At 71.7% G+C, this 24,531-nt stretch carries 24 protein-coding genes and 3 tRNA genes; 8 read left to right on the forward strand and 19 right to left on the reverse strand.

Translation table 11 applies throughout. The features are described 5' to 3' along the window. Position 1 precedes the first annotated feature (1 nt). The gene (locus tag ACIBSW_RS28370; protein ID WP_354718905.1) at positions 2-451 is read left to right on the forward strand and encodes a tripartite tricarboxylate transporter TctB family protein; all 450 of its coding nucleotides are present in this window, start codon (positions 2-4) and stop codon (positions 449-451) included. Positions 452-454: 3 nt separating this feature from the next. Further along, a complete protein-coding gene (locus ACIBSW_RS28375) occupies positions 455-1,960 on the forward strand; it encodes a tripartite tricarboxylate transporter permease (protein ID WP_354718903.1) in 1,506 nt (501 codons plus the stop codon). Positions 1,961-1,963: 3 nt separating this feature from the next. Here ACIBSW_RS28375 and ACIBSW_RS28380 read toward each other — a convergent pair whose 3' ends face one another. After that, a complete protein-coding gene (locus ACIBSW_RS28380; protein WP_354718901.1) occupies positions 1,964-2,908 on the reverse strand; it encodes an acyltransferase domain-containing protein in 945 nt (314 codons plus the stop codon). A 98-nt stretch (positions 2,909-3,006) separates the two neighbouring features. On the opposite strand from ACIBSW_RS28380, the gene ACIBSW_RS28385 reads away from it, so the two are divergent. Next, the gene (locus tag ACIBSW_RS28385) at positions 3,007-3,621 is read left to right on the forward strand and encodes a hypothetical protein (RefSeq protein ID WP_354718899.1); all 615 of its coding nucleotides are present in this window, start codon (positions 3,007-3,009) and stop codon (positions 3,619-3,621) included. Positions 3,622-3,707: 86 nt separating this feature from the next. After that, positions 3,708-4,868, forward strand: coding sequence for a kelch repeat-containing protein (locus ACIBSW_RS28390; RefSeq protein ID WP_354718897.1), 1,161 nt, complete (start codon positions 3,708-3,710; stop codon positions 4,866-4,868). 183 nt (positions 4,869-5,051) lie between these two features. On the opposite strand, the gene ACIBSW_RS28395 is transcribed toward ACIBSW_RS28390, so the two are convergent. The 4 genes from ACIBSW_RS28395 to ACIBSW_RS28410 form a co-directional block, all read right to left on the reverse strand. Beyond that, on the reverse strand, positions 5,052-5,543 hold the full coding sequence (locus ACIBSW_RS28395; protein ID WP_354718895.1) for a hypothetical protein: 492 nt from the start codon (positions 5,541-5,543) through the stop codon (positions 5,052-5,054). Positions 5,544-5,920: 377 nt separating this feature from the next. Then, positions 5,921-5,995, reverse strand: a tRNA-Val gene (locus tag ACIBSW_RS28400). A gap of 15 nt (positions 5,996-6,010) precedes the next feature. After that, positions 6,011-6,081 (reverse strand) — tRNA-Cys (locus ACIBSW_RS28405). Positions 6,082-6,118: 37 nt separating this feature from the next. Further along, positions 6,119-6,191: transfer RNA gene (locus tag ACIBSW_RS28410), tRNA-Gly, on the reverse strand. 156 nt (positions 6,192-6,347) lie between these two features. Here ACIBSW_RS28410 and eis point away from each other — a divergent pair. After that, positions 6,348-7,376: a GNAT family N-acetyltransferase gene (gene eis, locus ACIBSW_RS28415; RefSeq protein ID WP_354718893.1), complete on the forward strand. Its 1,029-nt coding sequence runs from the start codon at positions 6,348-6,350 to the stop codon at positions 7,374-7,376. A 953-nt stretch (positions 7,377-8,329) separates the two neighbouring features. Here the strand turns inward: eis and ACIBSW_RS28420 are convergent. The 4 genes from ACIBSW_RS28420 to ACIBSW_RS28435 form a co-directional block, all read right to left on the reverse strand. Beyond that, a complete protein-coding gene (locus ACIBSW_RS28420) occupies positions 8,330-9,079 on the reverse strand; it encodes an FAD:protein FMN transferase (RefSeq protein ID WP_354718891.1) in 750 nt (249 codons plus the stop codon). 11 nt (positions 9,080-9,090) lie between these two features. Beyond that, positions 9,091-9,528: an FMN-binding protein gene (locus tag ACIBSW_RS28425; RefSeq protein WP_354718889.1), complete on the reverse strand. Its 438-nt coding sequence runs from the start codon at positions 9,526-9,528 to the stop codon at positions 9,091-9,093. Between the two features lie 89 nt (positions 9,529-9,617). Then, complete coding sequence (locus ACIBSW_RS28430) at positions 9,618-11,231, reverse strand: ferredoxin reductase family protein (RefSeq protein ID WP_354718887.1); 1,614 nt, start codon at positions 11,229-11,231, stop codon at positions 9,618-9,620. A gap of 135 nt (positions 11,232-11,366) precedes the next feature. Then, positions 11,367-12,560 (reverse strand): phosphatidylinositol-specific phospholipase C, encoded by a 1,194-nt coding sequence (locus ACIBSW_RS28435; RefSeq protein WP_354718885.1) that lies wholly within the window; start codon positions 12,558-12,560, stop codon positions 11,367-11,369. Positions 12,561-12,764: 204 nt separating this feature from the next. On the opposite strand from ACIBSW_RS28435, the gene ACIBSW_RS28440 reads away from it, so the two are divergent. Then, on the forward strand, positions 12,765-13,217 hold the full coding sequence (locus tag ACIBSW_RS28440) for a hypothetical protein (RefSeq protein WP_354718883.1): 453 nt from the start codon (positions 12,765-12,767) through the stop codon (positions 13,215-13,217). Positions 13,218-13,725: 508 nt separating this feature from the next. On the opposite strand, the gene cobF is transcribed toward ACIBSW_RS28440, so the two are convergent. The 3 genes from cobF to ACIBSW_RS28455 form a co-directional block, all read right to left on the reverse strand. After that, positions 13,726-14,469, reverse strand: a complete 744-nt coding sequence (gene cobF / locus ACIBSW_RS28445; RefSeq protein WP_354718881.1) for a precorrin-6A synthase (deacetylating) — start codon at positions 14,467-14,469, stop codon at positions 13,726-13,728. 35 nt (positions 14,470-14,504) lie between these two features. After that, positions 14,505-15,242 (reverse strand): VOC family protein, encoded by a 738-nt coding sequence (locus ACIBSW_RS28450; RefSeq protein ID WP_354718879.1) that lies wholly within the window; start codon positions 15,240-15,242, stop codon positions 14,505-14,507. 95 nt (positions 15,243-15,337) lie between these two features. Continuing rightward, complete coding sequence (locus tag ACIBSW_RS28455) at positions 15,338-16,444, reverse strand: ROK family transcriptional regulator (protein WP_354718877.1); 1,107 nt, start codon at positions 16,442-16,444, stop codon at positions 15,338-15,340. 100 nt (positions 16,445-16,544) lie between these two features. Here ACIBSW_RS28455 and ACIBSW_RS28460 point away from each other — a divergent pair, with 100 nt between their 5' ends. Then, positions 16,545-17,786: a YbiU family protein gene (locus ACIBSW_RS28460; protein WP_354718875.1), complete on the forward strand. Its 1,242-nt coding sequence runs from the start codon at positions 16,545-16,547 to the stop codon at positions 17,784-17,786. Positions 17,787-17,829: 43 nt separating this feature from the next. On the opposite strand, the gene dinB is transcribed toward ACIBSW_RS28460, so the two are convergent. The 5 genes from dinB to ACIBSW_RS28485 all read right to left on the reverse strand — a co-directional run bounded on the left by dinB (position 17,830) and on the right by ACIBSW_RS28485 (position 22,212). Further along, positions 17,830-19,020, reverse strand: coding sequence for a DNA polymerase IV (dinB, locus tag ACIBSW_RS28465; RefSeq protein WP_354718873.1), 1,191 nt, complete (start codon positions 19,018-19,020; stop codon positions 17,830-17,832). 34 nt (positions 19,021-19,054) lie between these two features. Next, a complete protein-coding gene (locus ACIBSW_RS28470; RefSeq protein ID WP_354718871.1) occupies positions 19,055-19,708 on the reverse strand; it encodes a carbohydrate-binding protein in 654 nt (217 codons plus the stop codon). A gap of 47 nt (positions 19,709-19,755) precedes the next feature. Further along, complete coding sequence (locus ACIBSW_RS28475) at positions 19,756-20,292, reverse strand: DUF3558 family protein (protein WP_354718869.1); 537 nt, start codon at positions 20,290-20,292, stop codon at positions 19,756-19,758. Between the two features lie 85 nt (positions 20,293-20,377). Further along, positions 20,378-21,283 (reverse strand): TIGR03619 family F420-dependent LLM class oxidoreductase, encoded by a 906-nt coding sequence (locus tag ACIBSW_RS28480; protein ID WP_354718868.1) that lies wholly within the window; start codon positions 21,281-21,283, stop codon positions 20,378-20,380. A gap of 68 nt (positions 21,284-21,351) precedes the next feature. After that, positions 21,352-22,212 carry a hypothetical protein gene (locus tag ACIBSW_RS28485; RefSeq protein ID WP_354718866.1) on the reverse strand — a complete coding sequence of 287 codons (861 nt, stop codon included), beginning with the start codon at positions 22,210-22,212 and terminating at the stop codon, positions 21,352-21,354. A 217-nt stretch (positions 22,213-22,429) separates the two neighbouring features. On the opposite strand from ACIBSW_RS28485, the gene ACIBSW_RS28490 reads away from it, so the two are divergent. Continuing rightward, a complete protein-coding gene (locus tag ACIBSW_RS28490; RefSeq protein ID WP_354718864.1) occupies positions 22,430-23,377 on the forward strand; it encodes a GNAT family N-acetyltransferase in 948 nt (315 codons plus the stop codon). 9 nt (positions 23,378-23,386) lie between these two features. On the opposite strand, the gene ACIBSW_RS28495 is transcribed toward ACIBSW_RS28490, so the two are convergent. After that, positions 23,387-23,821 (reverse strand): TIGR03618 family F420-dependent PPOX class oxidoreductase, encoded by a 435-nt coding sequence (locus tag ACIBSW_RS28495; protein ID WP_354718862.1) that lies wholly within the window; start codon positions 23,819-23,821, stop codon positions 23,387-23,389. Next, the gene (locus ACIBSW_RS28500; protein WP_354718860.1) at positions 23,818-24,525 is read right to left on the reverse strand and encodes a tetratricopeptide repeat protein; all 708 of its coding nucleotides are present in this window, start codon (positions 24,523-24,525) and stop codon (positions 23,818-23,820) included. Before ACIBSW_RS28500 ends, ACIBSW_RS28495 begins: the two co-directional genes overlap by 4 nt. Positions 24,526-24,531 lie beyond the last annotated feature (6 nt).

The following is a 24,531-nucleotide window of genomic DNA, read 5'->3' on the forward strand; positions in this document are numbered from 1 at the left end:
GGTGGAGCGCCGACGGTCCCTCCCGGACATCCTCGCCGGGAGCCTCTTCCTCGTGATCGGCGGCGCCTTCGTGGTGGGGTCGCTCGGCTACCGGCTGGGCGACCCCGTACGGATGGGCCCCGGCTACTTCCCGCTGCTGGTCGGGGTGATCGTCGCCGCGCTCGGCCTGGCGATCATCGTCAAGGGCCTGATCGCCGGCGAGATCCTGAAGTTCGGGCCGGTGCCCTGGCGCGCGATCGTCGCCATCGTGTGCGCGATCCTGTTCTTCGGATTCGCCATCCGGCGCCTCGGGTTCGTGCCGACCTCGGCGGTGACCGCCCTGCTCGCCACGCTGGCCAGCTCGCGGGTGCGGCCTCTGGCGGCCGTCGCCGTCGCCGCCGGGCTGACCGTCGCCGCAACCCTCATCTTCGTCGTCGGGCTCCAGCTGCGCATCCCGCTGTGGGGCTCGTGAGGCATGGACCTCTTCGACAACCTCGTGCTGGGCTTCTCGACGGCGCTGCTGATCGAGAACGTCCTCTACTGCTTCCTCGGCGTGCTGCTCGGCACCGCCGTCGGCGTGCTGCCCGGCATCGGGCCGACGGCGACGGTGGCGATGCTGCTGCCGATCACGTTCAACTTCGAGCCGGTCACGGCGCTGATCATGCTGGCCGGCATCTACTACGGCGCACAGTACGGCGGCTCGACGACCGCCATCCTGATCAACCTCCCCGGCGAGTCGTCGGCCGCGGTCACCGCCCTCGACGGCCACGAGATGGCCCGCCAGGGCCGGGCCGGCCCGGCCCTGGCCGTCGCCGCGATCGGCTCCTTCATCGCGGGCACCGTGGCGACGATCGTGCTGGCCGTCGCGGCCCCGCCGCTGGCCGGCGTCGCGCTGCGGTTCGGCCCGGCCGAATACTTCTCGCTGGTGCTGCTCGGCCTGATCGTGTCGATCGCCCTGGCCCGCGGCTCGGCGCTCAAGGCGCTGGCGATGATCGCGCTCGGCATCCTGTTCGGCACGGTCGGACAGGACATCTACACCGGTACGCCGCGGTTCGTCTTCGACCAGCGCGAGCTCTACGGCGGCATCGACTTCGTGTCGGTCGCCGTCGGCATGTTCGGGGTGGCCGAGATCCTGCGCAACCTGGAGAGCGGGCAGACCCGCACGGCCATCGTCGACAAGGTGCGCAACCTCTGGCCGACGGCCGAGGACCGCCGCCGGATGGTCGGCCCGATCGCCCGGGGCACCGGCCTCGGCTCCGCCCTCGGCGTGCTGCCCGGCGGCGGCCACGTGCTGGCATCCTTCACCTCGTACGCCGTGGAGAAGCGCATCTCGAGGCGCCCGCAGGAGTTCGGGCACGGCGCGATCGAGGGCGTTGCCGGTCCCGAGTCGGCGAACAACGCCGCCGCGCAGACGTCGTTCATTCCGCTGCTCACCCTCGGCCTGCCCGCGCACCCGGTCATGGCGCTGATGGTCGGCGCCTTCATCGTGCACGGCATCACCCCCGGGCCGAACGTCATCAACGACGAGCCGGCACTGTTCTGGGGCCTGATCGCGTCGATGTGGATCGGCAACGTGCTACTCGTGCTGCTGAACCTGCCACTGATCGGCATCTGGGTACGCATGCTGCGCATCCCGTACGAGGTGCTGTTCCCGATGATCATCCTGTTCGCCGCGATCGGCACGTACTCGCTGGGCTTCAACGCGTACGACGTGTACGCGATCGCGCTGTTCGGGATCCTGGGCTACGTCCTGATCAAATGCGGCTGCGAGCCGGCGCCGCTGCTGCTCGGCTTCGTACTCGGGCCACTGCTCGAGAAGAACCTGCGGCGAGCGCTGATCATCTCCCACGGCGACACGTCGGTCTTCCTGACCCGGCCGATCTCCGCGGTGCTGCTGGCCCTGGCCGCGGCGGCACTCATCATCACCGTCCTCCCGGCGATCCGCCGGCGCCGCGAGGTCGTGTTCGCCGAGGAGGAGTAGGAGCTAGATCGGGAAGCTGCCGCGGCGCCAGTGCCAGTGGCCGCCCGCTTTCAGGTGGTCGATGGTCGCGCGCTGCAGCGCGGTGCGGCGCGGCAGCTGATCGAGTGGCGTGCTCAGGGTGCGGAACACGAACCGCAGCATCTCGACGTCGGCGTCCAGCCCCTCCGGCTCCTCGTAGGGCTCCAGCTCGAACCTCCGCTGGAACCGGGCGATGTTGGAATCGCAGGGCAGGTACCGCAGCAGCTGCGGGTCGAGCAGCCACGAGCCGCAGGTGAAGGCCGTGTAGGGCTCGTCGGGGAAGTGGCGCGGGAAGAACGCGCGGGCCTCGTCGAGCGACGCGTCCACGGCCTCCGGCGTCAGCGGCCCGGAGTCGGGGATGTGCAGGCTGATGGCGGTGTCGCCGCGATGGTGCTGCAGCCGGCCCAGCTCGTAGAGGCCGCCGCGGGCGTGCAGCGTCAGCCAGCTCTGCATGACCGGCCAGCCCTCGCCGTGCATCCGCCGGTCGATCGCCAGGTTGCGGCCCAGGTCCGCGAGGGTCGCCCAGGACACGGCGTCGGCGATGCCATGGTCGCGGTGGTATTCCGTGACGACGTCGATCAGCGCCAGGTAGGCGTACACGTAGAGATGCCGCCAGGCGAGGCCCCGGTCGCGCGGTAGCTCCGGGCCGGGCGCCAGCCAGTCGTGGCCGCCGAGGTCGGCGCGGACGAGGGCGATCGAGCGGTCGAGCAGCCAGCGCAGCTCCGGAGTCCACATTGGGGACACGGGGTCGGGCCAGCCCGCCAGGATTTCCGCGGCGCCCTCCGGCCGTACCCCGAGCCGGTCGAGGATCGCGGGCGCGTCGGCCTTGGCCGGCAGCGGAGCCGACGGCCGGTCGCCGGCGAGCCGGCTCACGCGGTCGACGTCCTCGACGGGTACCCCGAGCCGCGCGGCGATGTCGTCCAGATCCACGCGGACGACCTTACTGGCCGGCGTCGATCCGGGGCAGCGCCCGTCGTACCCGGCGATTAGCATTCGGGTCTCCTTGATTACTCCGAAAAGGAGATCGCATGACCCTGCTCCGCCGTGTCCTCGTGCCGATCGGTGCCGCTCTCGTCACGGCAGCACTCGCCACACCCGCGACGGCTGCGCCGGCCTCGACGCTTTTCGAGGGCGCGCACGTCGGCTTCGACGACCCGAACGCCAGCCGGACCCTGACCGTCGACCTCGACCGCATCGACGGGGTGGCCCAGCTGGACGTCGAATACTGGTCCCGCTCCTGCACCGAATCCGCCGGCCTGGAGACCTGCGAGACGATCTTCCGGAACGCGTACGACCAGACGCCGTCACGGGTCAGGATGTCGCTGAAAGGTGCCTCGGCCACCGGGGTGGTGACCTACTCGCAGACCGTGCGGACGTGCACGTTCGGGCCGGTCAACGAAGAGGGCGAACGCCCGGAGTCGTGCACGGACGCCCCGGCGACCGAGGGTACGACCAGCGTGAAGATCACCTGGACCGGGACCGGCGAGGTGGTGAAGGAACGCTGGAGTGACGAGGAGGGCGCCCGCTACGTCACGCGGCGACGGACCGCCGCCGTGGTGGCCACCGCGTTCGGCGAGTCGTTCCCGGCCGAGCATTCGCTGATCACGTCGCTGAGCCGTACCCGGAAATACGCGGCGGCCTGACCGTCTCCGCCCGGTGTCTCCGCCTGGGGGCACCGGGCTCAATTCCGGTGCAGAATCGGTTCGGGGCCTCCAGTCCTGTCTACGTCATGACCTCGATCCGTGGCTTCGGGAGGTGGACGTTGCGCGGTCCACTCGTGGTGTGTCTGATTCTGACGGCCGGTACGCTCACCGCCGGCTGCACCGCCGACGATCCCCAGCCGCTGCCGATCCCGCCGCCGCAGGTCACCTCACCCGCACCGGGTGGGCTGGTGATGGCGGTTCCGCGGGCTTCCCATACCGCGACGCCGCTGCCCGGCGGCCGCGTGCTGATCGTGGGTGGATGCGTGGTGGACCACTGCGACGGCACCGCCGGAGCCGACAGCGAACTGTTCGACCCGGCGACCGGCCGGTTCACGCCCGGCGCACCGATGTCCGTGCCGCGGGCAGGTCACACCGCGACGGCTCTGGCGGACGGCCGCGTCCTGGTGGTCGGCGGGTTCTCGGGCGAACGGCTGCCGCCGCTGGTCAGCGCCGAGGTGTACGACCCGGCGACCGCCCGGTTCGAGCCGACCGGTGCGATGTCGGTGCGCCGCGCGGAGCACACGGCCACCCGCCTGCGGGACGGGCGGGTCCTCATCGCCGGCGGCGCGAACGGCACGAACATCCTCGCCGGCGCGGAGATCTACGACCCGGCGACCGGCCGGTTCAGCGCCGCCCCGGCGCTACCCGGGCCGCGATCGATGCACGGCGCGACCCTGCTCGCAGGCGGTCGGGTCCTCGTCGCGGGCGGCCAGTCCGCTCGCGGCACGTTGCTCGACACAGCGGCGATCTACGACCCGGCCACCGACTCCTGGCGCGCGGCCGGCCGGCTCGACGCGCCGAAGTACAAGCTGGCCGTCGCCGCTCTGCCGGACGGCGGCGCCCTGGTCGTGGGCGGCCAGACCGCCGACGACCGCCAGGCCCGACTCGCCCGCACCGAACGCTTCGACCCACGCTCCGGCACGTTCCGGCCGGGCCCACAGATGTCCGAGCCGCGCTACAAGATCTCCGATGCGGTGGTCACCCTGGCCGACGGCCGGGTCGTCATCGCGGGCGGCTACGGCGTCGATACCTACGCCGACGGCGCGCTGCGTGCACTGGGAACCGTCTCCGGCCCGGAACGGCAGTTCCCGGCGGCGGCCGCGCTCCCGGCCGGCCGCGTCCTGATCACCGGCGGCTACGACGACCGCACCTATCTCACGGCAACCGCCGTCGTAGTCCAGCCGTAATCCTCTGCCCGCGATCTGGACGTCTTCCGGCGCGGCACTCGGCCCGCATCAAGGAGTACTCGGTCGCAAGGGCGCAGGCGAAGTCGACAGCGGAATGCTCCGGGCCGACGATCGAAGCTGGAGGTATCTCGGTATCCGCCGCTGCGGCTGTCGTGAGGCAAAGCTCCCGGCCGCGCGACCCGGTCAAGACGCCGTTTCCCCCACGGAGGCGCTGGTCAGGCGCTGCTTGCGGGCGCGGTAGAGATACACCGCTCCGACGATCCCGGGCAGCGAGCCCCACACGATGCAGAACGGGCTAATCAGCACCACGAAGCCGGCACCGATATTGGCGCCGATGCCGCCGGCGGTCCACACTCGCCAGCAGAAGCCAAGGAAGTAGCCGATGGCCAGGATCGATGCGGTCACCCACCACCAGGCCGGGGCGATCGTCCGACGGGCCGTGCCGAAGACCAGCAGAGCCAGGCACGCCACGACCACGGCGCACGCCCCGATGCCGATCACGGTGTCGGCCAACGGCCCGAAACTCAGCGGCTCGATCCCGTAGTCCAGGTCCACACCCTGCGCGGCGAGTTGCTTGGCCTCGTCGTTGGTCTGGTCGGGGATCAACCAGATCGCCGCGACCGGAGTCGCCACGGTCAGCACGAGGGCGGTGAACGGCCCGGAATATCGCTTCACTGTTGGGCGGCCTCGGCTTCTGTGAGCAGGGAGACAGATGATTGCCAAGATCAAAGCTCCCGTCAAGCGCACCAGGAGGAGCCACCGCCGGCCATGCGGACGGCTCAGTACCGGCGCTGTACTCGCATATCACCGACGGAATGATTGGCGAGCTACTCGACGGGCTGACCCGGATGTGGGAGGAGGCGGTGGCCCCACGCCGACGGCTGGGTGCTCGTTCCCCGGTCGCGATACTCAATTGATTGCTGACGGGAGCGGGGGAATGACCAAGGTGACGTCATCAAGATCGTCTCCAAGATCTCTCCAGATCTTGGCCACCAACGAGAAACGGGCTCCGCACCGTGAGGGCGAAACCCGCTCTGACCTGCTGTACTGCTTGGTGGGCGATACTGGGATCGAACCAGTGACCTCTTCCGTGTCAAGGAAGCGCGCTCCCGCTGCGCCAATCGCCCTCGATCGAAATGCCGAGGTGGAGACGGGATTTGAACCCGTGTACACGGCTTTGCAGGCCGTTGCCTCGCCTCTCGGCCACTCCACCGAGCTGACCCCGCACGTAACCTGTGGCGGCCTCTCCGAGCGGACGACGGGATTCGAACCCGCGACCCTCACCTTGGCAAGGTGATGCGCTACCAGCTGCGCTACGTCCGCTTGTCTCTCCGGTGGCGTTCCCCGGCGACGGATGAAACATTAGCGGGTACCCCGGCCCATTGCCAAACCGGGGGTCCCCCGGCGCGTCGCGGGCCGGTTATCCACAGGCCAGGAAACGGGTGAGCGCCCAGCCCGCGTTCCCGGTTGGATGGCCTCATGGAGATCCGACAGATCACCGCCGCAGAGCGCACCGACACCATGTTTCCGCTGCAGTCGTATGCCTTCATGCCCTCACCCTGCGCCGATGCCGATCGGGACACCTACGCCGGCCGGATGCGGTATTACGACACCGCCGTCAGCCTCATCGCCGAGGAGGACGGGCAGGCGCTGGCCGGCGTCGCCGCCTTCCCGATGCGGCAGAACGTGCGTGGCGTCGTCCACGACATGGCCGGGGTCGCGTCCGTCGCCACCCATCCGGCCGCGCGTCGTCGCGGCTTCGTCCGGGCGCTGCTGGGCCGGCTGCTGCACGAGATGCACGACCGGGGGAGCACGGTGAGCACCCTCTATCCGTTCCGTGCGTCGTTCTACGGCCGCTTCGGCTTCGTGGGCCTTCCACGGTTCCGGACCGCGACCTTCGCCCCGGAGGGCCTCTCGCATCTCCTGAGGGCCGAGCTGCGGGGTGACGTGGAGCGGCTGCCCATGCGGGAGGCCTTCGACGACTACAACGCCCTGACGCTGCGCCTGCTGGGCGAGCGGCACGGCTTCTCGGTGTTCGACGAGGTGCGCACCGCCGAGTTCCGGGAGAGCCCGGCGCGCTGGGTGGCGGTCGCCCGGGTCGACGGCGAGGTGGTGGGTGCCGTGGCCTATCGGATCGACGAGTTCGGCGGTGATCTGATCACGGACGACCTGCTGGTCACGGGGCCGCTGGGCCGCGCGCTGCTGCTGCAGTTCTTCGCACGGCACGTCGACCAGGTCGCCCGGATCGTCATGAAGGTCGGGGTGGACGAGGTGCCGGAGCTGTGGGGGACCGACCTCGCGGTGCTCACCGAGGGGCGAGTCGCGTTTCCCCGCCGGGGCGGACCGATGGGTCGCCTGCTTTCGATGGAGGCGCTGACCGGCACCACCACGTCGGCGACCGGGGCCGTGACGGTCGAGGTGGCCGGCGACGAGTTCATCGGCGGGCGCTACCGGCTGGCCGGCGAGGACGGCCGGCTCGTTGTGGAACAGGGCAAGGACGAGCCGTAGGCCACGCTCACCTGCTCCGGCATCTCGGCCCTCGCCTACGGCGTCCTCGACCCGGTCGAGGTCATGACGAGGGGCTTCGGCCAGGTCGACGCCGCGGCGATCGACCCGCTGACCGCACTCTTCCCGAGGCGAATGCCTTACATGTTCGCTGACTTCTGATCACCCACGACGGCGAACCCACGCAGGTGCGACCGGCCGGCCGCACCCGCCGCAGGGTCGGCGCACCTGACGGCGGATCAGACTGCGGGCACCAATCCGGCTGAGCTGACCGCCGGCTCGTCGGCCGGGTCGCGCGTTTGCCGGCTGGTTGGTGATCCTGGGGGTGGATCTGGCTGGGGGTGGGGACCTGGTTGTGCTGAACGCCGGTTCGTGGGTGGGCTCGGCGTTGTCGGCAGGTCGGTGGTCCTGGGGGTGGATCAGACTGCGGGTGCCAATCCGGCTGGGCTGACTGTTGGCTCGTCGGCCGGGTCGCGCGTTTGCCGGCTGGTTGGTGGTCCTGGGGGTGGATCTGGTTGGGGGTGGGGACTTGGTTGTGCTGAACGCCGGTTCGTGGGTGGGCTGGGCGTTGTCGGCAGGTCAGTGGTCATGGGGGCGGGGCGGGGACCTGGTCGAGCTGAACGTCGGCTCGTGGGCGGACCGCGCGTTGTCAGTGGGCTGCGCGTTGTCGGCGGGTCGGTGGTCCTGGGGGTGGATCTGGCTGTGGTGGGCACCTGGTCGAGCTGGACATCGGCTCGTGGGCAGACTGCGCGTTGCTGGCGGGTCGGTGAACCTGGCGGTGGATCCGACTGCGGCAACCTGGCCGACCTGAGCGTCGGCTCGCGGGTGGGTCGCGCGTTTCATGAGCAGGTGAGCAGGTGAGCAGGTGAGCAGGTGAGCAGGTGAGCAGGTGAGCAGGTGAGCAGGTGAGCAGGTGAGCAGGTGAGCAGGTCGGTGGTCGCGGCTGCGGCTGCGGATCAGACTGCGGCCGGTAGACCCGCCGAGCTGAACGCTCGTCTGTCGTCTGTCACGACCGCTGAGTCGTAGCCGTCGGCGGCGCGCTTGGCGAGCCAGGCGATTCCCGCCTCGCCCATGGCCAGCGCGGCGGTCGCGTAGGCGTCGGCGAGTGCCAGGTCGGGGCCGACGACGGTCACCGACCGTAGACCCCGGGCAGGCCCGCCCGTACGTGGATTGAAGACATGATCACCACGTTCATAGGTACCGGAAGTCGCCACCGCCTGGTCGGTCAGCGTGAGCACCCAGCTCAGCTTGTCCGCCTCCCACGGGTGCCGGACGCCGACCCGCCACGGCGCGCCGGCCGCGGATCGGCCTCGGGCCCTGATGTCTCCGCCCGCGTTCACGCAGTGGTTCACCGAACCAGCCTCGGCCAGGCGGGCCGACGCGACCTCCACCGACCAGCCCTTGACGTACCCGGACGGGTCCAGCGGGCCGGCCGCGTACGCGTCGAAGTAGCCGTCGGTCTTCCGCCACAGGTCGGCGCACGCCTCCAAAACGTGGCGCATGTCCGGCGAGAAGTCCTCCGGTGTGATCTCTCGCCGGCGCAGGCGGCTGACCTCGCTGTCGTCCCGGTACGTGCTGAAGCGCCGGTCGACCTCGTGCAGCCAGCCGCAGGTGTCGTCGATCATCGTCCGCAGGTCCGCCTCCGGGAGGTCGTCCGCGAGGTCGATGCTGACGACCGTGCCCATGACGTGTTCTGCGTGGTGCATGGTGACGGACCCTACGCGGACGCGGCGTCGATCGCGGCCTGCAGTGACTTCACGTACGACTCCGACGTGAAGGTCGCGCCGGAGACCGCGTCCACCTCGGCGCTCTGTGCCTTGACCGTCGCCTGCTTGAGCGAGGCGATCGCCGGCGGGTTGATCGTCGCGCTGTCGCCGGTGACCGGGTACGTGGCGTCCGCTGCGGTGATCTTGCCGCCGGTGACCTTGATCGAGACCTGGACGGTGCCGTACGGGTTCTTCGCCGCCGAGCCCTTGAAGACGCCGTTGGTGAGGCCGGCGCCACCGGCCTCACCCGACGCCTCGTCGGCTGACTTCTCGGGGGCGGGCTTCTTCGAGGCCTTCTTCGACGGCGTGGCGGTCGGGTCCGCGTCCTCACCCGAGCCCGCCAGGTCGACCGCGGGCGGCGCGGCCGCGGGGATGACAGGTGCGGACACGCTCAGCCGGACACCGACGATCAAAGCTGCGCCGGTCAACGTCCCGATGGCTGCTGCGGTGCTGCGTCGCATGAGGAAACTCCCGGAAATCAGAATTCGAAGGGGTCGAGGTGCAACTGGCTGTCTGGCACTTCCAGCTCGCGCAGGGTCTGCACCGCGGCGTCCACCAGCCCGGGCGGGCCGCACAGGTAGACATCCCGGCGGTTGACGTCGGGCACCAGCCCCAGCAGGCCGTTCGCGGTGAAGAGGCGCTTCGGGCCCGGGTCGTTGCGGGAGCCGACGATGTAGCGGACCCAGGCGTCGCGCCGCTCGGCCAAGTCCTCCAGCTCCTCGCGGAAGACCAGTTCATCGGGGCGGCTGGCGCGGTAGATCACGATCGTGTCCGGCGGCATGTCCTCGAGCAGGGCGCGGATCGGCGCGATGCCGCTGCCGCCCGCGATCAGCAGGGCGCGGCGGCGGGTGCGGCGCTGGGCGGTGAACGTGCCGAACGGGCCCTCGGCCCAGATCGGCGTGCCCGGCTCCATCTCCGCCAGCTTCGCGGTGTGCCCGCCGACGGCCGCGACGGTCAGGCGCAGCCACTGCGAGTTCGGCGCCGCCGAGAGCGAGAACGGGTGCGACTGCCACCAGCCGTTGGCGGTCAGGAACCGCCAGCGCATGAACTGGCCCGCCACGGCCGGCAGCTTGTCGAGGTTGCGGCCGTCGATGTAGATCGAGAACGTGTTCGTGCCCTCCGCGACGACCTCGGCGACCTCGAAGCGGTGCCGCACGTTCAGCCAGAGCGGCTCGACCAGCCGGCCCCAGACCAGGGCGGCGATCACCAGCGCGCTCAACCCGGGCCAGAAGATCGAAGCGAAGCGGCCGGACAGGTCCGCGCCTACCGCGACCTGGTGGCCATAACCCAGCAAAAGCACGAGGTACGCGGTGAGGTGGATGAAGTGCCACAACTCGTACGGCAGTTTGCTGCGGGCCGCCCGGATCGAGATGAGGCTGATCAGCACCAGCAGGCCGGTGGCGACCGTCGCGCTGATCATCTCGGGGAGCGTGGTGATGATCGTCCAGGCCTGGTCGACCACGCCGGCCTCGGCCGTCAGCGCGTAGCCGTAGACGATGAACACGACGTGCGCGAGCACCAGGACCACGAGCGACGTGCCCAGCCAGCGGTGCCAGCGCAGCAGGTCGCGGGCGCCGACCCACTCCTCGAGCCAGGAGACCCGGCTCATCATCAGCAACTGGATGAAGAGCACGTAGCCGCCGGCCAGGCCGGTGATCCGGCCGACCGCCAGCATCAGGGTCGCGGTGTCGTTGATCGCGCCGGCCTGGGTGTCGAAGAGCCAGAGCGCGAGGCTGGCCGCCAGCCCGGAGAAGAACAGCAGCACCATGAGCAGGCGGTTGCCCGAGGTGGCCTCGGCCGGCGGCCGGTCGTCGGTGACGATCGCCGGGCCGGTGCCCTGCCAGCCGGACGGCTCGGTCGGCGCCTCGACGATGATGTCGCCGCGGGGCACGCCCTCGTTCAGGTCCGGCTGCTGCCAGAACTCACGCTCGGGCGCGAGGGTCTGCGTGAACGCCGGCTCGCGCTGGTCGGTCTGCGGGAATGCCGGCCCGCGCAGGTCGGTCTGCGGGAACGCCGGCTCGCGCAGGTCGTCGAAGGATGGAAACGCGGTCGGCCCTGGTCGGCCGGCAGTGTCGCCGTTCGCTCGCGCCATCGACCTCACCCGCTCAGCAGTCGTCGTTCGGCGTCGCCGCCCCCCGGCGGCCGACGTGGCGGCCCGGTTCTCGGCAGGCCGTCGACGGGTACTACGCGGTTCAGCGGGTGAAGGCTCAAACCTGAGAAGAAAAAGTCAGTTGTACGAGATGATCTTGTCTATCAGGCCGCCGCCGGGGAAGTCGAGCATGACCATTCCGGTACGGGTCAGGCCGTGGCCCTCATTGAGGTAGACCAGCAGAAACGGGTCCACGCCCTGCACTCCGAACGCGCCGCCGGCCACCTGGTGCGGCTGGGCGAAGATGCTGGAACCGCTGCCGAAATTGACATACATCTTCGCGACCTCGCCGGCGCTCGTGGCGTCGAGATGGCGCCTGACCTGGTCGCGTTTTGTGGCGATTGCGCCGACGTTGGGCACCGAGTAGTTGTCCTGCACGTAGGTCGACGAGCCGTTGCGCCACTGCTCGAACTGGGTCAGCCCGTAGTGCTCGATCGGGCTGCCGTGCGCGCCGTGCAGCACGGCGAGCACCACCTTGCCCCGGACCGCGCCCAGCGTGGGCGTCGCGGCGGCGGCCCCGCGGGTCACCGACGGCTGCCAGAACAGCGACGAGACGTATGAGTCGAAAATGTCGGGAAAGCTCTTCTGGCCCGATACGTCGGTACAGGATCCGATTTCTCCCGTGCACTCCTGCTTGAGCCGCATGACGACGGTCTCGCCCGGGTGGGCCGAGAGGAAGGCGCGCAGTGCATTCAGGACATCGCCGAAATTGGCGTTCTGATAGACCGCGCCGTGGTGGATCGTGAAGGTGTTCCCGCCGTTCACCCGGGCCCGGATGTCGATCATTCGGATGCCGGCGTCGAGCTGCCGGGCCAGCGTCGCGGCGCTGTCGCCGAAGTTCTCCTGGGTCTGGGTCAGCGCGCCGCCGTGGATCGACATCGAGTTGTGCGTGCCGGGGATGGACAGCGCGGATAGACCGGTCGAATCGGGCAATGATCGCATCCAATCCGGATGGCTCGCCGAACCGAGCGTCCGATAGGACGCATCGGCGGCGAGCGCGCCGGCGGGTGCGGTGCCGACCGCGGCGGGTGCGGCGGGCGCAGCGCCGAGTGCGGCGGGTGCAGCGGGTGCAGCGCCGAGTGCGGCGGGTGCGGCGGGTGCGGCGCCGAGTGCGGCGGGCGCGTTCGGGAGTGCGGCGGGTGCGGCCGGGAGTGCGGCGTCGTGCGCGGCGAGTGCTGTGGGTGTTGGCGCGGCGGCGGAGGTGGCGTGCGCGGCGGCAGGTGGCGCTACCAGCGAGGCAAGGACTGCGAGCGCGGTGAGAGAGCCCTTCATGCAGTGAAACCTATCGATATCTAAGAGGCTGTGGAAGCCCTCCGGATTCCGGCGGCCAACGTCACGACGTGGCCGACAACCCTGTCGCCCTCACCGTGGCCGACGCCGTCGGCGGCGTCTGTGCAACCGGAGCCGTCGCGTCCACAAGCTCACCTCGGCCGGCCGCCGCCGGGTGCCCGGACGGCAGCCATGTGGATGGGCCACTTGGACCCCGGGGATCCGGATGACGGCCACCCGGATGCCGGGCATTCGGACGACGGCCAGTTGGACCTCGGGCATCCGGATGCAGGGCGTCTGCATGGTGGCAACTGTGACGGTGGGCATGTGGATGGTGGCTACCTGGATACCGGCGGCTGGGATCTCGGGCACTGGGACGGTGGCTGCCCGGCCGCCGGACACTCGGATGGTGGGCATGTGGATAGCGGTTACCCGGACAACCGCGGCCCGGATATCGGGCACTGGGACGGTGGGCTGCCCGAACGCCGCCATTCGGACGGTTGGCATGTGGATGGCGGTTACTTCGACAACGGCGGCCCGGATATCGGTTGTTGGGACGGTGGCCACCCGGACACCGGGCACTCGGACGGCGGCCACTTGGATGCCGGGCAGCTGGATGCCGGGCACGTGGAGTCGGGCACGTGGATTCGGGCACGCTGATTCGGACACGTGGACGGGCACGTGGCTGCAAGCCAGCTGGAGGGTGGGCACCCGGAGGCAGGGCGTTTGCATGGCGGCCGCCGGGACGTCAGGCACCCGGACGGTGGGCACGTGGATGGCGGGTACATGGAAGGTCGTCGCCCAGGTGCCGGTTACGTGGATGGTGGCCAGTCAGCTGGTGGGCACTTGGACGGCGGCTGCCCGGATGGTCGCCATCCGGATTGTGGCCGCACGGATGATGGGCGCAGGGGTGCGGTCGTTGCCGGGCCCCGGCCGCTGGTACCAGGCCTGCCCGACACGGTCTCCGAGAGCGACGGTCAACCAGCCAAACGAGAGGTCCGCGCCGTAACTCTGGCGACTCGCAGCTCGCGCCGGCGGCGACGCGAACCTCGACGCCGGCCCGGGGAACCGGCAAATAGGCTCCGGCAGCACCGCGACGGAGTGGATGCGCATCCACCGGGACGGCGGGCGATCGCGGTCAAGCCCTGCGCAGACCGGCACCCGTCGATCAGGTCCGGCGGCGCAGCAGGTAGGTATCCATGATCCAGCCGTGCCGCTCGCTGGCCTCCGCCCGCACCCGGCGGATCTCGTCGGCCACCTCGTCGAGCGGCCCGGATACCAACAGCTCGTCCCCGGTACCCAGATACGCGCCCCAGAAGATCTCCACGTTCTCGCCGTCCACCGTGCCGAAGCTCTGCTGCGCGTCCAGCATCACGACCACGTCTTCAGCGCCGTCCGGCCACCCCTGCGCGAGCCGGCGCCCCGTCGTCACGTGGAACGGCCGCCCGACCCGGTTCAGGCCGATCCGGTGCTTGGCGGCCAGGGTGGAGACGCTGCTGATGCCGGGGATGACCTCGTACTCGAAGCTGCTCTGGCCGCGGGCCAGGATCTCGTCGAGGACGGCGATCGTCGAGTCGTAGAGCGACGGGTCGCCCCAGACCAGGAACGCGCCGGTCTCGCCGTCGAGCAGGTGCTCGCCGATCAGCGCCTCGGCGACCTCGGAGCGCCGCCGCTGCCAGTCGCCGATCGTGGCCTCGCTGTCGGCCGGCGTCGGGTCGCGGCCCTCCGCGATGCGCCGGCTCGGCCGGCCGTACGCCTTCAGCAGCCGGCGGCGGAGCTCGACCATGCTCTCCTTGGCCTCGCCCTCGTCGAGGAGGAAGAACACGTCGGTCCGGCCGATCGCCTTGGCTGCCTGCAGGGTCAGCTGGTCGGGATCGCCCGAGCCGATCCCGATGACGTAGATCTTCCGCACACCGGCAAGTCTGCCGTACCGGCCGCGGCCAGCCGTCAGGACCGGGCCAGGACGCAGAACTCGTGGCCCTCCGGGTCGGACAGGCACGTCCACGGCGCGGCGCCCTGGCCGATGTCGAGGTCGGCGGCGCCGAGGGCCCGCAGCCGGGCCACCTCGGCCGCCTTGTCGTCGCCGGGGTGCGGCAGCAGGTCGAGATGGACGCGGTCCGGCGCGGGCCGGGTGCCGGGGATGCGGAGGAACTCGAGGTACGGGCCGACGGCGCCGGCGGAGCGCAACGACGCGAACTCGTCGGTCGCCTCGCGCACGGCCCAGTCCGTCGCCTCGCCCCAGAACCGGGCCATGGCCCGCGGATCCACGCAGTCGACCACGACGGCGGCGATCGGCCCGGTGTCCCGGTAGACCTCCCGGGGCTCCAGCACGCAGAACTCGTTGCCCTCCGGGTCGGCGAGCACCGCCCACGGCACCTCGCCCTGGCCCACGTCGGCGGGCGTCGCGCCGAGCGCCAGCAGGCGCGCGACCAGCTCGGCCTGGTGTGCCGCGGAGGCGGTGGCGAGATCGAGGTGCACCCGGTTCTTCGCCGCGGTCTTGGGTTCCGGTACCGGAACGACGTCGATGCCGAGGACGACCGGGTCCGGCCAGACGGGGCCGCCGGCGGGCCCGACGTAGGTCGTCTCGCCCGGGTAGGCGCTCCAGCCGAGCGCCTCCGCCCAGAACCGGCCGACCGCCGCGTGATCGACTGCCTTGATATTGATGTGAGCAGGACGCAATGCCACACCGGCGATCCTAGGTCCTGTTCCGGACCGGGTGCCTGGCCGGCGAAATCCCGGCGCACACCCAGACGACGCGCGACCCCGGTCGGAACGGGACCTTAGACCGCCACCGCCGTCGCGCGGGCGTGCTCGATGGCCAGCTCCAGGGCGCCGCGCAATGCCGCGTCGGTGCTGAGGGCGCCGTGCTCCACTCGGATCGGGCCGGGGAAGGAGATCGCCGTGCGTACCCGGGGCAGCAGCGCCGGATGGGTGCCCACCGGGCCGCCGAGCAGGACCAGCGCGGGGTCGACCACGGCGGCGACCGAGTTGATCGCGCGGGCCACCGCCTCCGCGAGTACCCGCAGCGCCGTCTCGTCCCCCCGGTCGAGCAGCGCCAGCGCCGCCGCGACGTCGTTGGACGGCGCGTCCGAGCGGCCCAGCCCGCCCGCCGCCAGGTCCGCCGCGAGCGTCGGTGCCGAGGCGCCGGGCAGGTAGCCGATCTCGCCGGCCAGCCCGTGCGCGCCGCGGATGAGCTGGTCGCCGATGTACAGCCCGACGCCGAGGCCGGCGCCGACGTAGACGTACGCGAAGCTGGCCTCGCCCACCGCCCGGCCCGCGCGGTGTTCGGCCAGCGCGGCGAGGTTGACGTCGTTGTCGACCAGCACCGGGGCCGCCGCCAGGTCGCCGATCATCTCCACCGGGCTGAGCAGGCCCTCCGGGAATGGCGTGCCGGCCAGCGGAACGGTCTGGTGGGTGGCCGGGTCGACCGGGTTCGCGATCGAGACGCCGATCGTGCGCAGCGGGCCCGCGCCGCCGTCGATCGTCCGCACCGCGGCCCGCACGCTCTCGACCAGCGCCGCGGCGTCGCCCGGCGGGGTGGGCGGTCGGCGCAGCTCGGCGCGGGTGCGGCCGGCCAGGTCGGCGGCGCGGGCGTGCACGCCGGACTGGTCCAGCTCGAGGCCGAGCACCCAGCCGGACTGCGCTCCCAGCTCGTAGAAGGTGCCGACCCGGCCCCGCCGGCCGGTCTCCTTCAGGCCGGTCGCGTCGAGCAGGCCGGCCTCGACCAGGCGGCGGACCGCCTCGGAGACGGTCGGCCGCGAGTAGCCGGTGACGTCGGCCAGTTCGGCGCGCGTGGTCCGGCCCTGGCGGATGGTCTCGTCGAGCAGGCGGCGGTCGGTGGCCTCGCGCAGGACCGTCTGCGGCAGGGCCCGGGCGACCTCGTTCACGGATCCCCCTTGCGATCTTTGCTGCCGACCTCCTACATTAAGACACATTCTAGTTAGGTCACCTAATCAAATACTACCCAGTCGACGCAGGGAGACACCGATGAGCACCGCACCGGCCGACATCCCCACCGCGATCCGCGAGACCAAGGCGCGGCTGCGGGCGCAGATCGGCGACGTCGCCGCGGCCTTCGCCCGGGCCGAGGCCGCCGTCCGCGCCGAGGTCGCCGAGATCGTCGCCCAGCGCGGGCGGGGCGAGGAGGTCTGGCCCGTCGTGCGATTCGCCGACGTCGCCGCCGGCACCGTCCCGGCCGACCTGGTCGAGGCCGTCCGCCGCCGCGGCTGCGCGGTCATCAAGGGCACCTTCCCCCGCGTACGCGCTGAGCGCTGGGACGCCGAGCTGGTCGACTACCTGGACCGCAACGACTTCGCCGGCACTTACCGCTACCTCGACGACGGCGTCTTCGGCGGCCTCGCCGCGAGCCGGCCGTCGATCTTCCCGATCTACTGGTCGCGGCCGCAGATGCAGGCCCGCGAGGACGACAACATGGTCGCGGTCCGGGGCTTCCTGAACTCGTTCTGGAAGCACGAATCGCAGGGCCGGGTCTGGTTCGACCCCACCCGCGACACCGCGTACCCGGACCGCGTGCGCCGCCGCGAGCCGGGCAGCGACTCGGCCGGCCTGTCCGCGCACACCGACTCCGGCTCGATCGAACGCTGGCTGCTCCCGGCGTATCAGAACGTCTTCCGGCACGTGTTCCGCGGCGACCCGGACGCCTACGACCCGTGGGACGGCGCCTACCGCACCGACGTGCACGAGTACGAGTCGACGGTGATGTGCTCGGCGTTCCGTACCTTCCAGGGCTGGACCGCGCTGTCCGACATGGCGCCGACCGAGGGCGTGCTGCACGTCGTGCCGATCCCGTCGGCGATGGCATACCTGCTGCTGCGCGCCCTGCAGGACGACGTCGCCGACGACGACCTGTGCGGCGCCGCGAACGGGCAGGCGCTGCCGATCAGCGAGCGCTGGCACCCGGCGCTGATGCCCGCGCTGACCCCGATCCCCGCGGTCGAGCCCGGCGACACCGTCTGGTGGCACGGCGACATGATCCACTCCGTCGGGGCGGTGAAGAACCAGCAGGGCTGGGGCAACGTCATGTACATCCCGGCGAGCCCGTACTGCGAGAAGAACGCCGCATACGCGGCCGAGTGCGGGCAGGCCTTCATCAAGGGCATCAGCCCGTCGGACTTCGCGCCCGAGGACTACGAGATCGACTGGGCCGGCCGCCCGATGGCCGACGATCTCAACGCCACCGGCCGGGCCCAACTCGGCCTCGAGCCGTAGCCGGTCGCGATCTCCGGCCGACCGGCCGTAGCCGGGCCGGGAATCAGTCCGGCAGGATCGGTACGGACGGGTTCAGGTCGCGGCCCAGCGACGCCGCGCGGGTGACCGACGTCGAGCCGAAGCGGTCGCGGACCGCGTCGAGGGCGGTGTCCAGGCTGTCCTCGGCGGGTAGGTCGAAGGGCAGCTCCAGCTGAACGGCGCCGTCCCGGTCGAGGTTGCCGACCGCGACGCCGACCAGGGTCAGGCCGCGCTCGTCGATCAGCGGCCGGGCCTCGCGCAGCAGCTGCCGGGCGGTCTCGAGGATCGCCTGGGTCTGCATCGTCGCCTTGAGCAGGCTGCGCGAGCGGGTCGCCCGGGTGAAGTCGCCGAAGCGCAGGCGCAGCGTGATCGTGCGGCCGGCCCGGCGGGCCTTGCGCATCCGGCGGGTGACCCGGTCGACCAGCGCGGCCAGGGTCGCCTCGACCTCCGCGAACGGGCGCTGCCGCCGGCCGAGCGCGCACTGCGAACCGATCGACCCGCGCCGGTGGCCGGTGCGCACCCGGCGCGGGTCGCGGTTGTGCGCCAGCGCGTGCAGGTGCCGGCCGGCGTGCGCGCCGAGCATGGCGACCAGGGCGGCCTCGCCGATGCGGGCGACGTGGCCGACCGTCAGGATGTGCCGCTCGCGCAGCTTGCCGGCGGTGACCGGGCCGACGCCCCAGAGCCGCTCGATCGGCAGCGGGTGCAGGAACTCCAGCTCCTCTCCGGGCGCGACGACCAGCAGACCGTCCGGCTTCCCGACCCCGCTGGCGACCTTGGCCAGGAACTTCGTGCGGGCCACCCCGACCGTGATCGGCAGCCCGACCCGTTCGCGGACGTCGGCGCGCAGCCGTGCGGCGATCGCGGCCGGCGTGCCGCGGATCCGGTGCAGGCCGCCGACCTCCAGGAATGCCTCGTCGATGGAGACGCCCTCGACGATCGGCGTGGTGTCGCGGAAGACCTCGAACACCGCCTTGCTCGCCGCCGAGTACGCCGACATCCGCGGCGGCACGATCAGCGCGTGCGGGCAGAGCGCCCGCGCCTGCGCGATGCCCATCGGGGTGCGCACCCCGAAGGCCTTGGCCTCGTAGCTCGCCGCCAGCACCACGCCGCCGCCGACGAGCACCGGCCGGCCGCGCAGCCCGGGGTCGTCGCGCTGCTCGACCGAGGCGTAGAAGGAGTCGAGGTCGGCGTGCAGGATGGTCGCCTGGTCGGACACGCGGCCATCTTCGCACACATGTTCGAATGCGGTATCAGTGCCGGAACGCGAAGTAGTTGATGTTGAGGAACTCGTCGCCGTCGTCGGCGGCGAAGACGAGGAAGACCGTGTGCCGCCCGGTGGTCGGCTGGATCTCGGTGCTCCGGCTCGTCCAGTCCTGCCAGCCGCCCGTTTCGCCCGTGATCAGGGTGCCCGCTGGCGGGTTGGCCGGGCTGTCGATCCGGATCTCGATCCGGCCGCGGCTGTCGTCGTCGGCGTCGGAGGCGATCCGGGCGGCGAACCCGGTCGCCGGGGTGTCGCCGAACTCGACGTCGTCGAAGCGCAGCCAGTCGCCGTTGCTGATCCAGCCGACGTTCTGCCCGCCGCCCTCGTCCTCGGTCTCCTCGACCTCGGTGCCCTGCCGCCCGGACGCCGCCTCGGCCTGAAGCACGGAGTACGCGTCCAGTCCGGGCGTCGCCGGCTCGGTCGTGGGCGGCTCGGTCGAGGGTTCCGGCGCCGGCGAGGCCGACGCGGAGGGCGGCGGCGGCGGCGCGGCGACGGCGGGCGCTTCGGTGCCGCCCTGTAGGCGCCCGATCAGGTACCCGAGCAGCGTGAGCGCCAGCCCGGCCGCGGCGAGTCCGACCCGGTTGCGGGTGACCCGCGAGCGGGAGCGGTACGTGCCGGGCGGCGGGAGCGTGGGCGTAGTCATCGGCTCAGCAGACTAGCCGAGCACGGCCCGCGCGTTAAGCCCGTGCCTCAGATCCTCGGGATCAGGACCTCGGCGATCGTCGCGGCCTTGGCCAGGTTCTCCGCGTCGTCGTCGCCGCGGCTGTACACGTCGATCGACACCGTGCCGTAGAGCACGTAGAGGTGGCCGGCCAGCGCGAAGGCGTCCTCGCCGACGCCGTCCACCGGGGTCGCCTCCGCGATCTTGATCTTGAAGTCGTCAGCGGTCGTCCGGCCCAGGAAGACCGCCAGCTGGCCGCCGGACTGCTGCCACTGGCAGTACCGGTTCTCGTCGCCGTCCGGGAGCCCGTCCTCGTCGATCTGGCTGATGTCGCGCCCGGTCAGGCGCGTGACCTCGGCCCGGCTCAGCAGCGTGCACGGGTCGGGGATGGTTCCGGCGTCCTTCACGGAGTCGCCGAAACCACTGTCGGAGCGGGGTGTCGCGGAGGCGGCCGGCGTCGGGGCGTCGCCCGCGGCGGAGGTCGGCGAGTCGCCGAGCGTCCCGCATCCGGCCGGGAGGGTCAGGGCGGCGACGGCGGCGACGGCGACGAGCGGGCGGCGGAACATGGCTCTCCCTGGTTAGGCGCTGCGTGCGGCGTCTGCCCAGGTTGCCGGTACGCGAGGGGCACCGGGAAGGTCTGCGGGGGGAACTTCAGCCGTTCGGTGCGAGCGCGGTCAGAATCTCCTCGGCCCGCTCGCCCGCCGCGCGCGGGTCACCGTCCGGCCCGCCGATGAACGGGTCCCAGTTGAGGTCGTAGAAGAGCTCGGTGACGCCGGCCTGCGCGTACCGCTGTGCGCCGTCCCGGATCTGGTCCCAGGTGCCCGACAATGGCACGTTGTCGTCGCGCAGGCCGGCCCGGACCACGCCGCGCACGACGATGCGTACCGAATCGGGGTCCCGGCCCGCCTCCTGCGCCGCGCGCCGGACGGTCTGGGCGCCGCGGGTGATGTCGTCGAGGCTGGCGCGGCTGCTGCTGACCCAGCCGTCGGCGATCCGCCCGGCCCGGCGCAGCGCGACGTCCGCGCTGCCGCCCAGCAGGATCGGCGGGCCGCCGGCCTGCACCGGCCGGGGCGCCATCACGCTCGGCGGCACGGTGTAGAACTCGCCGTCGAAGCGCGCGGGTTCGCCCCGGAACAGGGTGCGCAGGACGGCGAGGTACTCCGCGGTGCGGCGCCCGCGGGGGTTCGGGTCGGAGCCGGTCGCGGTGAACTCCACCTCGGACCAACCGGTGCCCAGGCCCAGGTCGAAGCGGCCGCCGCAGAGCACGTCGAGGGTGCTTGCCTGCTTGGCGAGGTAGGTCGGGGAGAGGTACGGCAGGTTGATCACGGCGACGCCGAGCCGGATCTGGGTGGTGCGGGCCGCGGCGTAGGTGAGCGCCAGCAGCGGGTCCAGGACGCTGCGGTAGACCGGTTCGAGCTCCTGGCCCGCGCCGATGAGCAGGCGCTGGAACGACCACAGGCCGTGGTAGCCGAGCTCCTCCGCGCGCATCGCGAAGCCGGTCAACGACATCGGGTCCGCCCACACGCCGGACACCGGGCACCCGCAGCTGATCAACATGCGGTTCACGTTACTGCCGGGCTCCGGAGGGGTACCACCGAAGCCCGGCATTTCGCCTCCCGAGAAAACTAGCCCGCCAGCAGCCGGCCGACCTCCGCCGCCCGGTCGCCGAGCGCCGCGCGCAGCGCCGCCGCGGCCTCCTGGTTGGACAGACCGTTGCCGAGCGCGTCCAGCGCCGTCTGCGGGTTCACCTGCGCGCCGACCGGCGCGCCCGAATGACTCTTGGCCAGGGCGTCGACCGCCGCCTGCACCTTGTCCACCCGCTCGCGGATCTCGTGGCCCAGGGTCGCGGCGACCACCGCGCGGTGCAGCGCGTAGTTCGGCCCGAAGGTCGGGTTGCTCTTGAATCCGACCGGGTCCGGGTTCGGTACGCCGCCGGGACGGACGTGGCCGCTCGCGTCGACGCCGGGGTCCCAGGCCAGGACCGCCACGGCCAGGGCCTCGCGCCCCACCGGGCTGCGCGCCCACTCGGTCATCCAGGCGTTGAATTCGGTCTTCGTCACGTCTTCCTCCAGCAGTCCCCAGGGACTCGTGTCGCGCTCCTGCGCGGTGGTGTAACGGGCCGAGAAGTGCGCGTGTTCGGTGTGTGCGCTGGCGCCGGTGTACGGCCGGGCCGTCCAGCCCCACGACCGAGACCAGATGCGACGGTTGTAGATGACGTTCTGCAGCCGGTCGTCGTGGCCCTTGCGGTGCCGGGTGACGATGATCTCCACGCACCGGTCCATGGTCCAGCCGGCCTTGTGCAGGTGGTCATCGACGTCGATGGCGTGCACCTCGTTCTTGTCGTCGCCGTCCTCCTGCGGCGTTCTGCCCGTCTCGTCGGGGTTGTGGTCCGAGGAGTTCCCCGCGTGCGAGGTGTCGCCGACGGATCCGTCGCTCGCCTTGTCGCGCTTCGGGGCCAGCCGGTTGAACTCATCGCGCAGAGTCACCAGACACGGCACCAGGGTCCACTTCACCATCGGGGCCCCACATCCTGCCTTTTCTCCTGTCCAGTCCCTATCGGACCGGTTGGTCAGATGATTGCCCGATTCCGGAGGGCGTGTGTATACCCCGACCGAGGGACGGCCGCTCCGATTCAGCCCCTGGTCACCGTTTTCTCCGGACATGCCGGGCGACCGTGTCACTCGGTCGTGAAAGGGTCACCTCATGGCATTGACGCTGCTGGAAATGGACGACCGGGACTTCGCGGCGCGGCGCGAGCTGATGGTCACCGGCTACGCGACGGCGATCGCCGTCGCCCGCAAGCTCTCCGCGCGGGACGCGGCGGCGGAGTCCGAGCGCGACATCGCCGAGCGGCTGCCGCGCGGCGCGGCGACGCGAGGCCAGCTGCTGCGCAAGGCCGTTGTGGACGGTGCCGAGATCGGCTGGATCTGGGTGTCGCTGCCGGGCACGACCATGCCCGACATGGCCTGGATCTGCGACGTCGAGGTGGACGCCGGCCGCCGCGGCCGGGGGTACGGCGCGGCGATCATCGAGGCCGTCGAGGCCGAGCTGGCGGGGCTGGGCGTGTCGCGGCTCGGCCTGAACGTCTTCGGCGACAACGACACGGCCCGCCGCCTCTACGAGCGGCTCGGCTTCGACGTGACCGCGCAGCAGTGGTCCCGCTCGCCGGCCGGCCCGCCGCCCGCGGCCGGGATCGAGCTCGTGCCGATGATCGACTATGCGGGCCGCATCGAGGCGCACTTCGCCGAGTACGCCCAGCGCCTGGTGCGGCAGCAGGGCGTCTGGCACGGCGAGGCGGAAGCCCGTTCGGCCCGGCGGCTGGCCGAGCTGCTACCGCAGGGCGACCGGACCGAGGGCGCGATCCTGCGCACGGTGTGCGCGCGGGGTGGGCCGGTCGGCTGGGTCTGGGCCGCGATGCCGGCGCCGCCCCGGCCCGGCCTGGGCTGGCTGCACCACGTCGGCATCGACGAGGGCCTCCGCCGCCGGGGGTACGGCACGGCGGTGATCGCCGCGATCGAGGCCGAGCTGGCGCGCCGCGGGGTGCACAGCCTGGGCCTCAACATCGACGGCGGCAACGACGGTGCCCGGCGCCTCGTCGAGCGGCTGGGCTACCGGCTGCTGGCCCAGCAGATGGTCAAGGACCTGCGGTGATCCGGCCGGTCAGCTGCCGTACACCCGGGACGGGCTGATCAGGACCGCGGTTCGCCCCTGCTCGGCCATCACCCGGTCGTACTCCGCCCAGTCGTCGTGGGTGCCGCCCGCGGCGGCGAAGACCTCGCGCAGCAGCAGCCGCAGGCGCTCCGCGTCCAGCCAGGGCCGCGGGTCGCCCGGGCCGGCCAGCTCCGCGCGGCCCTCGACGGCCGCCCACTGCCAGCCCTTGCGGAACGCCGCCGTCACCTGCGGCCGGGCCCGCAGGTTGGCCATCTTGACCTTCCCGTACGTGACGAAGCCCAGCACCGGCTCCCCGGTCGACGGGTGGGCCAGGACGCCCGTGTTGACCAGCGACGACTGGATCGTCCCGTCGGTGCGCACTGTGGACACGATGGCCAGGCCGCTGTCGTCGCGGGCCAGGCTCCAGGCCTCGTCGAGCCTCACCGCGCGGCCTCGGCCTCGGCGTCGCGCAGGAAGTTCTCCATCCACTCGACGCGGTGCGGGGCCAGGCCGGCCTCGTGCGCCTGCGCCACCGCCTCGCGGACGCGGGCCAGCCCCCGCTCGCGCCGCCCGTCGGCCAGCTCGGCGATGCCCAGCGCGATCGTCCCGCCCGGGATCCAGCGCGGGTCGCCCAGCTCGGCGCGCAGGTCGTGCGAGATCCGCAGGTGCTCGAGCGCCTTGTCGGACCGCAGGTCGGACATCGCGTAGTAGAAGCCGACGTGCCGGTGCACCTCGGAGCGCAGCAGCAGGTCGCCGTGCGCCTCGGCCAGGTCGAGGGCCTCCCGGTAGCACGGCATGGCGGCGTCCCAGTCCCGGCGCAGGACCTGGTGCACCAGGCCGACGCCGAACAGCGACTCGGCGGTGCCCACCGGGTCGCCGAGGTCGCGGCGGATCGCCAGGGCCTGCTGGAAGAGCGCCTCCTCGCCGTCGGCGTCGGCCTGCTCCAGGTCGCCCTCCAGGGCCCGGAAATGCATGAGCATGCCGAGCCGGTCCAGCGCGGCCGCCTCGAGGGCCCGGTCGCCGTCGGCCCGGGCCCGGCTCAGCAGAGCCTGGAAGGTCTGCTCGGCCTCGCCGTAGTCGCCGGTGCGGAACGCGCCCTCGAGCATCGCCTCGTTGCCCGCCGCCAGTGTCTGCCCCGTCGTCCCCATGCCTCG

Source organism: Actinoplanes sp. NPDC049668 (assembly GCF_044465445.1).
Classification (GTDB): Bacteria; Actinomycetota; Actinomycetes; order Mycobacteriales; family Micromonosporaceae; genus Actinoplanes.